13 protein-coding genes are annotated in these 14453 nt (G+C 72.0%); 6 read left to right on the top strand and 7 right to left on the bottom strand.

The window, feature by feature from the left end; genetic code table 11:
- Nucleotides 1-166 precede the first annotated feature (166 nt).
- Entirely contained in the window at nt 167-1474 is a 1308-nt protein-coding gene (locus tag ACZ37P_RS28265; RefSeq protein WP_355332678.1) for a methyltransferase, read from the top strand.
- A gap of 105 nt (nt 1475-1579) precedes the next feature.
- On the opposite strand, the gene ACZ37P_RS28260 is transcribed toward ACZ37P_RS28265, so the two are convergent.
- The 6 genes from ACZ37P_RS28260 to ACZ37P_RS28235 form a co-directional block, all read right to left on the bottom strand.
- Entirely contained in the window at nt 1580-1786 is a 207-nt protein-coding gene (locus ACZ37P_RS28260; protein ID WP_391046484.1) for a hypothetical protein, read from the bottom strand.
- Nucleotides 1787-1967: 181 nt separating this feature from the next.
- On the bottom strand, nt 1968-3725 hold the full coding sequence (locus ACZ37P_RS28255; protein ID WP_467349191.1) for a thiamine pyrophosphate-dependent enzyme: 1758 nt from the start codon (nt 3723-3725) through the stop codon (nt 1968-1970).
- Between the two features lie 111 nt (nt 3726-3836).
- A complete protein-coding gene (locus tag ACZ37P_RS28250) occupies nt 3837-5318 on the bottom strand; it encodes an FMN-binding glutamate synthase family protein (protein WP_467349214.1) in 1482 nt (493 codons plus the stop codon).
- A gap of 204 nt (nt 5319-5522) precedes the next feature.
- On the bottom strand, nt 5523-6659 hold the full coding sequence (locus ACZ37P_RS28245) for a glutathione-independent formaldehyde dehydrogenase (RefSeq protein WP_467349189.1): 1137 nt from the start codon (nt 6657-6659) through the stop codon (nt 5523-5525).
- Nucleotides 6660-6832: 173 nt separating this feature from the next.
- A complete protein-coding gene (locus ACZ37P_RS28240; RefSeq protein WP_391046491.1) occupies nt 6833-7540 on the bottom strand; it encodes an HAD family hydrolase in 708 nt (235 codons plus the stop codon).
- A gap of 45 nt (nt 7541-7585) precedes the next feature.
- Complete coding sequence (locus tag ACZ37P_RS28235) at nt 7586-8092, bottom strand: DUF6328 family protein (protein ID WP_355332664.1); 507 nt, start codon at nt 8090-8092, stop codon at nt 7586-7588.
- Between the two features lie 147 nt (nt 8093-8239).
- Between ACZ37P_RS28235 and ACZ37P_RS28230 the strand changes: the two genes are divergently transcribed.
- Nucleotides 8240-9205 carry an LLM class F420-dependent oxidoreductase gene (locus ACZ37P_RS28230; RefSeq protein WP_391046494.1) on the top strand — a complete coding sequence of 322 codons (966 nt, stop codon included), beginning with the start codon at nt 8240-8242 and terminating at the stop codon, nt 9203-9205.
- A 57-nt stretch (nt 9206-9262) separates the two neighbouring features.
- Here ACZ37P_RS28230 and ACZ37P_RS28225 read toward each other — a convergent pair whose 3' ends face one another.
- The gene (locus ACZ37P_RS28225; protein ID WP_467349187.1) at nt 9263-9802 is read right to left on the bottom strand and encodes a GNAT family N-acetyltransferase; all 540 of its coding nucleotides are present in this window, start codon (nt 9800-9802) and stop codon (nt 9263-9265) included.
- A 104-nt stretch (nt 9803-9906) separates the two neighbouring features.
- Between ACZ37P_RS28225 and argC the strand changes: the two genes are divergently transcribed.
- From argC to ACZ37P_RS28205, 4 genes are all read left to right on the top strand, one after another.
- Entirely contained in the window at nt 9907-10935 is a 1029-nt protein-coding gene (gene argC / locus ACZ37P_RS28220) for an N-acetyl-gamma-glutamyl-phosphate reductase (RefSeq protein ID WP_467349185.1), read from the top strand.
- A gap of 144 nt (nt 10936-11079) precedes the next feature.
- Nucleotides 11080-12240, top strand: coding sequence for a bifunctional glutamate N-acetyltransferase/amino-acid acetyltransferase ArgJ (argJ, locus tag ACZ37P_RS28215; protein WP_391160883.1), 1161 nt, complete (start codon nt 11080-11082; stop codon nt 12238-12240).
- Nucleotides 12237-13235 carry an acetylglutamate kinase gene (argB, locus tag ACZ37P_RS28210; protein ID WP_391160881.1) on the top strand — a complete coding sequence of 333 codons (999 nt, stop codon included), beginning with the start codon at nt 12237-12239 and terminating at the stop codon, nt 13233-13235. The genes argJ and argB overlap by 4 nt, the downstream gene beginning before the upstream one ends.
- Entirely contained in the window at nt 13232-14437 is a 1206-nt protein-coding gene (locus tag ACZ37P_RS28205; RefSeq protein ID WP_467349183.1) for an acetylornithine transaminase, read from the top strand. The genes argB and ACZ37P_RS28205 overlap by 4 nt, the downstream gene beginning before the upstream one ends.
- Nucleotides 14438-14453 lie beyond the last annotated feature (16 nt).

The raw sequence follows: 14453 nt of genomic DNA, 5'->3' as shown, positions 1-14453 counted from the left end.
GCGGCGGTGAAGGAGCCGTGCCCCGCCACCTCGGTCAAACCCCCGCGGAAGCGGCTCCGAGGGGGGCCTGGAGGGGGTCCCGAGGGGGTGGCCCGACCCCCGTCCGACGCCTCACGGCCACCGGCCGACCGCTCAGTGGTGGCGTAGCGGTTAGCCTGTGAGCACCATGATCCGATTCACGACGCCCTGGGGTGACCTCGACCTCACTCGCTTCCCGCAGGACCCGCGCGACCAACTGCGGGCCTGGGACGCCGCCGACGCGTACGCGCTCCGGCATCTCGCGGACACCCGAGCCGACACGAGAGCCGACGCTCGGGCGGACCCGCGGGCCGACGCGCGAGGCGACACCCGCACCGGTCAGCGGGCCGATCCGCCGGGCGACGCCCGCGCCGGTTCCCGTCCCGCCGCGCAGGCGGACGGCGCGGCCGGCGGGCGTACGGCGGCCGGGTCCGTGGACCTGTCGGGGACCGTCGTCGTGGTCGGTGACCGCTGGGGCGCGCTGACCACCGCGCTGGCCGCGCACCGCCCCACCCAGATCTCGGACTCCTTCCTGGCCCAGGAGGCGACCCGCGCGAATCTGCTGCGCAACGCCCCGGAGGAGGCCGACGGCGTCCGGCTGCTGTCCACCCGCGACACCCCGCCGGACCGCGTGGACGTCCTGCTGATCAGGGTCCCCAAGAGCCTCGCGCTGCTGGAGGACCAGCTCCACCGCCTCGCGCCCGCCGTGCACGAGGGCACCGTCGTGGTCGGCACCGGCATGACCACCGAGATCCACACCTCGACGCTCAACCTCTTCGAGCGGATCCTCGGACCGACGCGTACGTCACTGGCCGAGAAGAAGGCGCGGCTGATCTTCTGCGCCCCGGCCGCGGGCCGGACCCGTACCGCCAGCCCCTGGCCGATCACCTACGCGCTGCCGGACGGCATCGGCGCGGTCTCCGGCCGTACGGTGACCAACCACGCGGGCATCTTCTGCGCGGAACGGCTCGACATCGGCACCCGCTTCCTGCTCCAGCACCTCCCCGTGCGGCACGGCCCGGACCGCGTGGTCGACCTCGGCTGCGGAAACGGCGTCGTCGGGACGGCCGCCGCGCTCGCCAACCCCGAGTCCGCCGTGCTGTTCGCCGACGAGTCGCACCAGGCGGTCGCCTCGGCCGAGGCCACCTTCCGCGCCAACGCCGACCCCGCGACCAAGGCGGAGTTCCTGGTCGCCGACGGCCTGACCGGGGTCCCGGCCGAGAGCGCCGACCTCGTCCTCCTCAACCCGCCCTTCCACTCCCACCAGGCCACCACCGACATCACGGCCCGCCGGATGTTCACCGCCGCCCGTACCGTCCTGCGCCCCGGCGGCGAACTCTGGGTGATCGGCAACCGCCACCTCGGCTACCACCTCCGCCTGCGCCGCCTCTTCGGCACCTGCGACATCGTCGCCTCCGACCCCAAATTCGTGATCCTCCGCGCCACCAAGTCCTGACCGCGCCGCGCTCAGAACGGCTTCAAGCTCGTCCAACGACGACATGCGCTGCTCCAAGGCCGGTGCGGCGGTGAGGTGACGCCGCCAACCCAGCGGCGACCGCCGTCAGTCGCTGCCGCTGCCGGACCGGTTCAGGCGTCGGCGCTCCCGCTGTCGCCGGTTCCGCTCGGAGCCGCGCACCAGTTCACCGGCGGCGAGGGTCACCGACGCCACCGCGCGCACCCAGCGGGGCCCGCCGCGACTCGCCCACACCACGCACGCGCACCCGCCGACGACGACCACCAGCACGCCGATCAGCACCAGAGCGATCATGTTCCCCCATCTCCACGTCGGCCGGCCGGAGTCGGCCGGGCGACACCTCAAAGATCTCACGCGGGAGGCTACTTGGGACGACGGCACGAGGGCACGACGGCACGACGGCGCTTACGGCACACGGTTCGACGGTCTGACGGCTCGATGCCCCGATGCCCCCGACCGCGCAACGCCGGTGCCCTCAGTGCGAGTTGTCGCCGGAGCTCCGGACGATCTCCTTCATCTTGGCGACGGCGAAGCCCCAGCCCTGCTCGACGGTGGGCTTGGCGGGAACGGCGATCTCGTCCGGGTTGGTGAGGACGTCCAGGAGCACCGGGCCCGGCGCGGCCAGCGCGGTGCGGACGGCGTCGTCCAACTCGTCGGGGTCGGTGACCCGGATACCCGTCAGGCCCAAGGCGGTCGCGACCGCCGCGAAGTCGGGGTTGTCCAGGACCGTGCCGAACTCCGGCAGCCCCGACTGCTCCTGCTCCAGTTTGACCATGCCCAGCCGGCGGTTGTCGAAGACGACGAGGGTGACCGGCAGGTCGTACGTCTTGAGCGTCATGAGGTCGCCGAGCAGCATGCTCAGTCCGCCGTCGCCGCAGAACGCCACGACCTGCCTGCCCCGGTCCAGCATCTGCGCGCCCAGCGCGTGCGGCATGGCGTTGGCCATCGAGCCGAGGTTGTACGAGCCCAGGAGGCGACGGTCGCCGCGCATCTCCACGAAACGCGACAGCCACACGGTGGCCATGCCCGTATCGGAGGTGAACACCGCGTCGTCGGCGGCGTGGCGGTCGACCGCCGCCGCGAGCGCCTCGGGACGGATGCCGTGCTCGCGGTTGTCCAGGGCGGAGCGGACGCGGCCGATCAGTCCCTTGTCGTGGTCGGGGGCCGCCAGCCGGGCCTGCCCCTCCCGCCAGGACGCGAAGCGCTCCACGGCCTGGTCCAGGTGCTTGCGGTCACGGGCCTTCGCCGACGCGGACGGTGCGGCGTCCAACTGGACCAGCAGGTCCCGTACGGTCGCGCCGACCTCGCCGACGAGGCCGATCTCGACCGGGACGCGGCGGCCGATGTGGGTGGGCTCGGTGTCGACCTGGACCACGGTGCGGCCCTCGGGATACCAGTCGCGGTAAGGGAAGTCGGTGCCCAGCAGCAGAAGGGTGTCGGCGTCCTGGAGTGCGGAGGCCGCCGCGGGGTTGCCGATCAGACCGGTCTGTCCGACCTGGAACGGGTTGTCGCCCTCGAAGCCCTCCTTGGCCTTCAACGTGAGCACCATCGGCGCCGCCAGCCGGTCGGCGAGGGCCATGACCTGGTCGCGGGCGCCCCGGGCGCCGCGGCCGACCAGCAGGGTGACGCGCTCGGCCCGGTCCAGCAGATCGGCGGCGGCGCGGACGGCGTCCTCGTCCGGCCGGGTGCTCGGCGTGGTCAGCGAGAAACGGGCCGGCCGGTCCGTGGACAGTTCCTTCTCCCCGATGTCGCCGGGGACCGACAGCACGGCGACGCCCTTGCGTCCCAGGGCGGTGCGGACCGCGGTCTCCAGCAGCAGCGGCATCTGCTCCGGCGAGGTGACGGTGGCCCGGAAGACCGCCACATCGCTGAAGAGCGCGTCGTTGTCGACTTCCTGGAAGTAGTCGCTGCCCAGCTCGGACAGCGGCACTTGACCGGCGATGGCCAGCACCGGGGTGTGGCTCTTGGCCGCGTCGTACAGGCCGTTGAGCAGGTGCACCGAGCCGGGGCCGACCGTGCCCATGCAGACGCCGAGGCCGCCGGTGAGCTGGGACTGCGCGCTCGCGGCGAAGGCCGCCGCCTCCTCGTGCCGGCAGCCCACCCACTCCACGCCGTCGGTGGTGCGGATCGCGTCGGTCAGGGGGTTGAGGGCGTCGCCGACGACGCCGAAGACCTGGCGTACGTTCAGTTCGGCCAGGGCGTCCACGATGACGCGGGCAACGGTACGGGCCATGATTCCTCCAGCTCAGACGGTGGGGCGGTGTGGCGGTGTGGCGGTGTGGCGGTGCGGCGCTTCGGGGTGCGGCGCGGTGCGCGCGGCAGCCGGTGCGCACAGCGGTACGGCTCAGACGGTGAAGCGGTCGGGGTCGGCGGCGGCCCAGTCGGCGGCCCACGAGGCGGGCGGTTCGGCGAGCAGCTGACCGGGAGCCAGCCACTCGTACAGTTCGTCATAGGAGCGGACGGTGTAGGGGTCGACACGCTGGCGCAGCATGTGCGGGCGCAGCTGCGCCGGATCGGTGACGCCCATCGACGCCATGATCTGAAGAGCGCTGGCGACGGTGGACTCCTGGAGCCTGCGCACCCGGACGGACTTGTCGCCGACGTCCAGGGCGCGGGCCCGCCGCGGGTCCTGGGTCGTGACGCCGACGGGGCAGGTGTTGGTGTGGCAGCGCTGCGCCTGGATGCACCCGACGGCGAACATCATGGCGCGGGCGGCGTTGCCGTAGTCCGCGCCCTGGACCATGCGCTTGACGAGGTCGCTGCCGGTGGCGATCTTGCCGCTCGCGCCGATCCTGACCCGGTCTCGCAGACCGGCGCCGACCAGCGCGTTGTGCACGGTGGTCAGGCCCTCGGTGAGCGGGGTGCCGACGTGGTCGGCGAATTCCAGCGGCGCCGCGCCGGTACCGCCCTCGGCGCCGTCCACGATGATGAAGTCCGGCGCGGTGCCCTCCTCGACCATCGCCTTGCAGACGGCCAGGAACTGGCGGCGCGAACCGACGCACAGCTTGAAGCCCGCGGGCTTGCCGCCCGACAGCTCCCGCATCCGGGCGATGAACCGGATCAGCTCACGGGGCGTGCCGAAGACCCGGTGGTACGGCGGGGACACGACGGTCTCGCCCTGCGGGACGTCCCGCACCCGGGCGATCTCGGCGTTGACCTTGGCCCCTGGCAGGACGCCGCCGATACCGGGCTTGGCGCCCTGGGACAGCTTCAGCGACACGCACTTGACGCTGTCGTGGGCGGCCTTGTCGGCGAACTCCCCGGCGTCGAAGTCGCCGTCGTCGGTGCGGCAGCCGAAGTAGCCGGTGCCGATCTCCCAGACCAGGTCGCCGCCGTGCCGCAGGTGGTACTCCGACAGGCCCCCTTCACCGGTGTCGTGCGCGAAACCACCGTCCGCCGCGCCCTTGTTGAGCGCCAGGACCGCCTGGGCCGACAGCGAGCCGAAACTCATCGCCGACACGTTCAGCAGCGCCATGTCGTACGGCTTGGCGCAGTCGGGACCGCCGATCCGCACCCGCGGCGGATCGTCCGGTACGGGCCGCGGCGCCATCGACGGCACCAGGAACTCGTGGCCCGAGCGGTATACGTCGAGTTCGGTGCCGTACGGCTCCTCGGCCGCGGTGCCCTTGGCGCGTTCGTAGACGATGCTGCGGGTGTCGCGGTCGAAGGGGCGGCCGTCGAAATTCCGCTCGACGAAGTACTGCTGGAGCTCCGGGCGGATCTTCTCCAGCAGGTAGCGGGCATGGCCGATCACCGGGTAGTTGCGCAGCACCGAGTGGCGGCGCTGCGTCAGGTCGTACAGGCCGAGCAGCCCCAGCAGGGCCAGGACGGCGGCGGCCGTCCACCACTAGGGGCCGACCGCCACGGCGGCGACCGCCGCCGCGACGGCCACGAGCAGGGTCAGGGCCACGGCACCGGTTCTCATCACGTCGGGCTCCTTGCCCGCCCCGATCCCTCCATGCTGCCCGCCGGGTCAAGCTCCGGTCATCCCCGGCCCATGGTCGCGTCGGGCCGCCTTCGCCGCCTTGCGTCAGGGGTGGAGCAGGACCTTCGTCCAGCCGTCGTCGCGCTTGTCGAAGTGCCGGTAGGCGTCGGGGGCTTCGTCCAGCGGGAGTTCGTGGGAGACCAGGAAGGACGGGTCGGCCCGGCCGGTGACGATCAGATCGCGCAGGGCGCGGTTGTAGCGCAGGACGGGGCACTGGCCGGTGCCCATGTGCTGACCCTTGGTGAAGAAGGTGCCGTAGTCGAAGGCGATCCGGCCGTGCTTGGCGCCCTCCTCGGCGGCTTCCGGGTCCTCGGGCATGTAGACGCCGACCACACCGATGCCGCCGGTGGTACGGACGGCCTTGACCAGGTTGTCCAGGACGAGTTCCGGGTGCTCCTGGCCGGACGGGTCGTGCGCCTGGTAGCCGACGGCTTCGACGCCGCAGTCCGTGCCGCGCCCGTCGGTGGCGTCCAGGATCTGCTCCACGGGGTCGGCCTCGGAGAAGTCGACGGGGGTGGCGCCGATGGACTCGGCCAGGGCGAGGCGGTCGGCCTGCCGGTCGACGACGAAGACCTGGGACGCGCCGCGGATCAGGGCGCTGTGCGCGGCGAGCAGTCCGACGGGTCCCGCGCCGAAGACGGCGACGCTGTCCCCGGCGCGCTGGCCGGCGAGTTCGGTGCCGTGCCAGCCGGTGGGGAAGATGTCGGAGAGCATCGTGAACTTGGCCTCGTGCTCGTCACCCGCGGGCAGTTCGAGCAGGTTGAAGTCGGCGTACGGCACGCGGAGCAGTTCGGCCTGGCCGCCGTCGTACGGGCCCATGTTGGCGTAGCCGTACGCGGCGCCGTCCATGCCCTCGGTGGGGTTGACGCGCTGGCAGAAGGCGGTCCAGCCGTTCAGGCAGTTGCGACAGCTTCCGCAGGCGATGTTGAACGGCACCGACACCCGGTCGCCGGGCTTGATCCGGGTCACCGCGGGCCCGGTGTCCTCGACGATGCCCATGTTCTCGTGGCCGAGGATCTTGCCCCGCTCGACGGTCGTGCGGCCCTCGTACATGTGCAGGTCGGAGCCGCAGATGTTGGTGGTGGTGATCCGGACCAGCGCGTCGTTGGGCTGCTCGATCCGCGCGTCCGGCGCATCCTCGACGGAGACGTCGTAAGGGCCGTTGTAGACCAGCGCTTTCATGTCGTCGTTCCTTTCGGGAGCGGTCGAAACGGAACAATCACCCACAGAAGTGATAATTCCCTACTGTCCGCGTACCCGCGTCACATGATTGACACGTGTGACCGGGGGCCCGAGAGCGGGAAACTTTCCGCGACGGCGTCGTGACGCCACGCGTACGCCGGCCCGGCGGCCGGTCATCGGGGTGGCGTGGCGAGGACGCTGTCGTCCAGGTGGGTGAGCAGGTCCGCGACGGATTCGTAGACGGTTTCGGCTCCCGCTTCGCTCAGCTCCTGGCGCGTCCAGCCGCCGGTGAGCACGCCGAGGCAGCGCACGCCCGCCTTGGAGGCCGCCTGCGCGTCCCAGGCGGCGTCGCCGACGAAGACCGCGCGCCCGGCCGGGACACCCGCCTTCTCCAGCGCCTGCCGTACGAGGTCGGGGGCGGGTTTGCTGGAGGACACGTCGTCGGAGGTGGTCACGGCGGTGATCGCCTCATCGGCGTCGAGGGCGCGGAGCATCACCTCGGCCTCCTCGCCCTTCGCGGACGAGGCGAGCACGACCTGCCAGCCGCGCGCCGCGCAGGCCCTGAGCAGGTCGGAAGCCCCGGGCAGCGGCACCAGCCGGGACCAGTACTGGGCATAGAGGGTGTCGTGAGCGGCGCTGATCGTGTCGTCCTCGCCGTGGTCGCGGTCCTCGCCGAGCAGCGCGTCCAGCAAATGGTCACTGCCCATCCCGATCAGCCGGTGGATACGGGCCGTGCCGACCCGGTGGCCGTGCTGGCTCAGGGCCTCCCACCAGGCGACGGTGTGCAGATAGACGGTGTCCATCAGGGTGCCGTCGACGTCGAACAGCACCGCTCCGTCGGCGCGCCGCGTCTCACTGCCGGTGGGCTCTGACTCTGTCATGTCTCGCTTCTTTCCGTGTCCTGCTCCCCTGCGGGAACGTCGAGGTCAGTCGGACCCGTCCGCCGACAGGGCGCGGTGTCGCGCCACCGCGGGGAGGACGAGCCAGGCGAGGCCGAACCATACGACCATTCCCGCCACTATCGGGATCGCGACCGTCGCGCCACCGGCGACACGCAGGACGAGGAGCAGGGCCGTGGCCATCGTGCACACGAGCAGGACGAGACCCACCACGGTCAGACGCGACGCCCACGCGACCGTCTCGGGCTTCAACCGCTGTCCCGTCAGCATCCGGTGCAGCGAGACGGGCCCCACCAGGGCGCCCGTCGTCGCCGCGCCCAGCATCACGGTCACGATGTACAGCGTGCGCTCGCCGTCGGACAGATGCGCGAAGCGCTGCTGGAACGGGACCGTCAGCAGGAAGCCGAAGAGGATCTGCACACCGGTCTGGACGACCCGCAGTTCCTGGAGCAGCTCGCCCCACTGCCGGTCGGCGCGCTGCTCCGGTGTCTCGTCCCTGCCGGGTGCGGCACTGCCGCCGGTCCCGCTTGTCATCCTGAAGCCACCTGCCCGTGTGCGATCGCGACGTGTCCTGACCGGGGGACCGGTCCCCCCTCTGCCCGTCCGTTACGCCTACCCCCGCACCGCCCCCTCAGCCGAGCGGGAGGTTTCCCGGCCGCGAAGATCGGCTAAACGCCTCGCATGGTGCAATTCGGATACACGATGATGACGGAGCAGGCGGGCCCTCGCGCGCTCGTGGACCATGTGGTCGGCGCCGAGCGGGCCGGATTCGACTTCTCCGTGACCTCGGACCACTACTTCCCCTGGCTCGATTCCCAGGGGCACTCCCCGTACGCCTGGAGCGTGCTGGGAGCCGCGGCCCAGGCCACGTACCGCATCCCGCTCATGACCTACGTGACCTGCCCGACCAAGCGGTACCACCCGGCGGTGATCGCGCAGAAGGCCGCGACGATGCAGTTGCTGTCCGAGGGGCGCTTCCGGCTCGGGCTGGGCTCGGGTGAGCAGCTCAACGAGCACGTGGTCGGCGGTGGGTGGCCCTCCGCGCGGACCAGGGTCGAGATGCTGGAAGAGGCGGTCGGGATCATCCGCGCCCTGCTCGCGGGCGATGTCGTGAACCACCGGGGCGCCCACTTCGAGGTGGACAACGCCAAGCTGTGGGACCTCCCGGACACCCCGCCGCCCCTCGGCATCGCGGTCTCGGGCGAGCGCTCCTGCTCGCTCGCGGGCCGGCTGGCCGATCTGGTGATCGCCACGGAGCCGAAGAGCGAACTGCTCGACGCCTTCGACGCGCACGGCGGTACGGGAAAGCCGAGGGTCGGCCAGCTCCCGGTCTGCTACGACCCGGACACCGACGCCGCCGTCGCCCGGGCCCACGAGCAGTTCCGCTGGTCCGTGGGGCCCTGGCCGGTGAATGCGGAACTGCCGAATCCGGCGGCCTTCGCCGGAGCCAACGAGCACGTGCGCCCCGAGGACATCGCCGAGGCCATTCCCTGCGGCAGCGACCCCGACGTGTTCGCCGAAGCGGTCGCGTCCTACATCGACGCGGGCTTCACCGAGATCGCCCTGATCCAGATCGGCGGCGACCACCAGGAGCCCTTCCTCGACTGGTCGCAGAAGACGCTCCTGCCCGCCCTGCGCGCCCTCTGACTCCGCCGAGGGCCGCGCCGACGTACGGCTCGGCCGCTGCGACCGGGGCCCTCGGTCCTACGCGGATGCCGGGAGCGGCGGGCGCAGGCCCAGCCACTGCTCGGCGTCCCAGGCGTGGAACCGCTCCACCTCGGTGAACCCGAGCTTGGCCGCGAGGCGCATCGAGGCGAGGTTGGCGCTCTGGGTGGCCAGGATCACCGGCTCGCCGGGCAGGACGCCGTCGAACCAGTCGAGCGCCGCCGCGCACGCCTCGGCGGCGTACCCGAGGCCCCACGCCCGCGGCAGGAACAGATAGCCGAGATCGGCCTTTCCCCGGGCGGCCGGGCGGTGGCTCTCCGCCGCTCGCCTGAGCAGGAGCTGGCCGATCATCGCGCCGTCCAGCTCCACGACGAAGCTTCCCGGCCACTGCTCGGGCACCTCGGGCAGCTCGCGCTCCAGCTCGGCACGCCGCCGGGGGCCGCCGAGGTAGGTATGCACCTCCGGCGACGCCAGCAGCTCGATGAACGCCGCCCGGTCACGCGCCTCGGACCCGCGCAGTACGAGCCTCGCGGTCCTGATCGGCTCGGGCGGCCAGACGACGGGCCCCAGGTTCGGCATGCGCGCAGCCTAGCAACGGGGGAAGTGCCGGTAGGCGGGGTGACGGGACCTTTGCATAATACTGCGTTGAAACGTATAGTCATGCCATCGACGAGGAGGGTTCGATGGTGGTGCGGGCAGCGGTGGCCGGGGGCAGCGGGTACGCGGGCGGGGAGGTGCTGCGCCTGCTCGCGGGGCACCCCGAGGTCGAGATCGGGGCGGTGACCGGGAACTCCAACGCCGGGCAGCGGCTCGGCGCGCTTCAGCCGCACCTGCTGCCGCTGGCCGTACGGGTGCTGGAGCCGACCACGGCGGAGGTGCTGGCGGGACACGACGTGGTCTTCCTCGCGCTGCCGCACGGCCAGTCCGCCGCGGTCGCGGCGCAGCTCGGCGACGAGGTGCTGATCGTCGACATGGGCGCCGACTTCCGGCTGGCCGACGCCGCCGACTGGGAGAGGTTCTACGGCAGCCCGCACGCCGGGACCTGGCCGTACGGGCTGCCTGAACTGCCGGGCGCCCGCGCCGCGTTGGAGGGGTCCAAGCGCGTCGCGGTGCCCGGCTGCTACCCGACGGCGGTCTCGCTCGCGCTGTTCCCCGCGTACGCCGCCGCGCTGGTCGAGCCGGAGGCCGTCATCACCGCGGCCTCCGGCACCTCGGGCGCGGGCAAGGCGGCCAAGCCGCATCTGCTCGGCTCCGAGGTGATGGGCTCGATGAGCCCGTACGGAGTCGGCGGCGGCCACCGGCACACGCCGGAGATGATCCAGAACCTCAGCGCGGCGGCCGGCGAGCGGGTCAGTGTGTCCTTCACGCCCACCCTCGCCCCCATGCCGCGCGGCATCCTCGCCACGTGCAGCGCCAAGGCCCGCCCCGGCGTCACCGGCCACGACCTGCGGGCGGCGTACGAGAAGGCCCTCGCCGACGAGCCGTTCGTGCATCTGCTCCCCGAGGGGCAGTGGCCCGCGACCGCCGCCGTCTACGGCTCGAACGCCGTCCAGATCCAGATCGCGTACGACGAGAGCACCCACCGCCTGATCGCGATCAGCGCCATCGACAACCTGACCAAGGGCACCGCCGGCGGCGCGGTGCAGAGCATGAACATCGCCCTGGGACTCCCCGAGGCGACAGGACTCTCCACCATCGGAGTCGCACCGTGACGCGCGGCGCGGCTCTGTGCCGGGCGGGCGGAGAAGGGAACGAGGAGAACCGGTGACCGACGCACGCGAGGCCGCCGGGCGGCAGGCAACGACGATCGGCGCGGGTTCGTGCCGAGCGGGCGGAGAAGGGAACGAGGAGAAGCAGTGAGTGTCACGGCAGCCAAGGGATTCACGGCGGCGGGGATCGCCGCCGGGATCAAGGAGAACGGCAACCCGGACCTGGCCCTCGTGGTCAACACCGGACCGCGCCGCGCCGCCGCGGGCGTCTTCACCTCCAACCGCGTGAAGGCCGCGCCGGTGCTCTGGTCGGAGCAGGTCGTCAAGGGCGGCTCCGTCGCCGCAGTGGTCCTCAACTCCGGTGGCGCCAACGCCTGTACGGGCCCGCAGGGCTTCCAGGACACGCACGCGACCGCGGAGAAGGTCGCCGAGGTCCTCGGCGCCGACGACCACGGCGCGGGCGAGATCGCGGTCGCCTCGACCGGCCTGATCGGTCTGCCGCTCCCGATGGACAAGCTGCTGCCGGGAGTCGAGAAGGCCGCGGCCGAACTGTCCGAGTACGGCGGCGAGAAGGCCGCCATCGCCATCAAGACCACCGACACCGTGCACAAGACGGCCGTCGCGGGCGGCGCGGGCTGGACCGTCGGCGGCATGGCCAAGGGCGCGGGCATGCTCGCGCCGGGCCTGGCCACCATGCTGGTCGTCCTCACCACGGACGCCGACGTGGAAGCCCCCGCCCTGGACACGGCGCTGCGCGCCGCCACCCGGCTGACCTTCGACCGGATCGACTCCGACGGCTGCATGTCGACCAACGACACCGTGCTGCTGCTGGCCTCGGGGGCGTCCGGAATCGCCCCGGAGCACGAGGAGTTCGCCGAGGCGGTCCGCGCGGTCTGCGGCGACCTCGCCCGCCAGCTCATCGGCGACGCCGAGGGCGCCTCGAAGGACATCAGGATCGAGGTCGTCAACGCGGCCTCCGAGGACGACGCCGTCGAGGTGGGCCGCTCCATCGCCCGTAACAACCTCCTCAAGTGCGCGATCCACGGCGAGGACCCCAACTGGGGCCGTGTGCTGTCCGCGATCGGCACGACCTCGGCCGCCTTCGAGCCCGACCGGCTCAATGTCGCCATCAACGGCGTGTGGGTGTGCAGGAACGGCTCGGTCGGCGAGGACCGCGACCTGGTCGACATGCGGTTCCGCGAGGTGGTCGTCACGGCGGACCTCGCGGCCGGTACGGAGTCCGCGGTGATCTGGGCGAACGACCTCACCGCCGACTACGTCCACGAGAACAGCGCGTACAGCTCATGACCGACGATCGGAACCCCGGAGCCGCGAAGCCGGAGGGCCGGCCCACCGCGCGCAAGCACACGGCGCTGCCCAAGGCCCAGATCCTCATCGAGGCGCTGCCGTGGCTGACCCGCCACAACGGCAGGGTCGTCGTCATCAAATTCGGCGGAAACGCCATGGTGGACGAGGAGTTGAAGGCCGCCTTCGCGCAGGACGTGGTCTTTCTGCGGCAGGCGGGCCTCAAGCCGGTCGTCGTGCACGGCGGCGGCCCGCAGATCAACGCGCAGCTCGACCGGCACGGCCTGGTCAGCGAGTTCAAGGCCGGTCTGCGGGTGACCACGCCCGAGGCGATGGACGTGGTCCGGATGGTGCTGGCGGGCCAGGTCCAGCGCGAGCTGGTCGGACTGCTCAACCAGCACGGCCCGTTGGCCGTCGGCATGACCGGCGAGGACGCCCACACCATCACCGCCACCCGCCACCGCCCGCGTATCGACGGCGAGTTGGTCGACATCGGCCGGGTCGGCGAGATCACCGCCATCGACACCGGCGCGATCGAGGCGCTGCTGGCCGACGGCCGTATCCCGGTCGTCTCCTCCATCGCGCGCTCCGCCGACGACCACCACGTCTACAACGTCAACGCCGACACGGCCGCCGCCGCCCTGGCCGCCGCGCTGGGCGCCGAGACGCTGATGGTCCTCACCGACGTCGAGGGCCTGTACGAGGACTGGCCGAACAGCGACGACGTCATCAGCCGCCTGACCGCGACGGAGCTGGAGAAGCTGCTGCCCGACCTGTCCAGCGGCATGGTCCCCAAGATGCGGGGCTGCCTGTTCGCCGTGCGCAACGGCGTGAACACCGCCCGCGTCATCGACGGCCGGGTCCAGCACTCGATCCTGCTGGAGATCTTCACCGACGAGGGCATCGGCACGATGGTCGTGCCGGACGACGTCACCGACGCGGCCGGCGCACCGGCCGCGGGCACCGTATCCGACCAGGGAGAAGGAGAAGCGCGGTGAGCGGCAACGAGGGACTGACCCAGCGCTGGCAGGGCTCGCTCATGGACAACTACGGCACCCCGCGCATCCCGCTGGTCCGCGGCGCGGGCGCCAGATTCTGGGACGCCGACGGCAAGGAGTACGTCGACTTCCTCGGCGGCATCGCGGTCAACTCCCTCGGCACCGCGCACCCCGCGGTCGTCGAGGCGGTGACCCGGCAGATCTCCTCGCTCGGCCATGTGTCCAACCTCTTCGTCGCCGAACCGCCCGTCGCGCTCGCCGAGCGGCTGCTCCAGCTCTCCGGCCGCCCCGGCCGGGTCTTCTTCGCCAACTCCGGCGCCGAGGCCAACGAAGCGGCCTTCAAGATCGGCCGGTTGACGGGGCGTCAGCACATGGTCGCCACCGACGGCGCCTTCCACGGCCGCACGATGGGCTCGCTCGCGCTGACCGGCCAGCCCAAGAAGCGCGAGGCGTTCGAGCCGCTGCCCGGCGACGTCATGCACGTGCCGTACGGCGACGCGGACGCGCTGCGGGCGGCCGTCACCACCGACACCGCGCTGGTGATCATCGAGCCGATCCAGGGCGAGAACGGTGTGGTCGTGCCGCCGCCCGGCTACCTCGCCGCCGCCCGCGAGATCACCGCGGCCACCGGCACGCTGCTGGTGCTCGACGAGGTGCAGACCGGCATCGGCAGGACCGGCCACTGGTTCGAGTGCCAGGCACAGGGTGTCGAGCCGGACGTGGTGACCCTGGCCAAGGGCCTCGGCGCGGGCCTGCCGATCGGCGCCGCCCTCGCCTTCGGCCCGGCCGCGGAGCTGATGACGCCCGGCGCCCACGGCACCACCTTCGGCGGCAATCCGGTCGCCTGCGCCGCCGCGCTCGCCGTCCTCGACACGATCGCGGCCGACGGCCTGCTCGACCACGTCAAGCGGCAGGGCGAGAAGCTGCGGCAGGGCGTCGAGGCGCTGCGACACCCGTTGGTCGATCATGTGCGCGGTTCGGGCCTGCTGCTGGGTATCGTGCTCACCGAGCCGCTCTCAGCGCAGATCCAGAAGGCGGCTCAGGATGCCGGGTTCCTGGTCAACGCCGCCGTGCCCGACACGGTACGGCTCGCGCCCCCGCTGATCGTCGGCGACGACGACACGGACGCGTTCCTCCAGGCGCTGCCCGGCGTCCTCGACCAGGTGCACCGGGCCTCCGGGGCGAGCGGAGCCGGAGAATGACGGAGTTGACACGACG

The organism is Streptomyces sp. NPDC024632 (assembly GCF_055559175.1).
The sequence above is the reverse complement of the archived record's forward strand: the minus strand, read 5'-3'. Positions and strand labels throughout refer to the sequence as shown.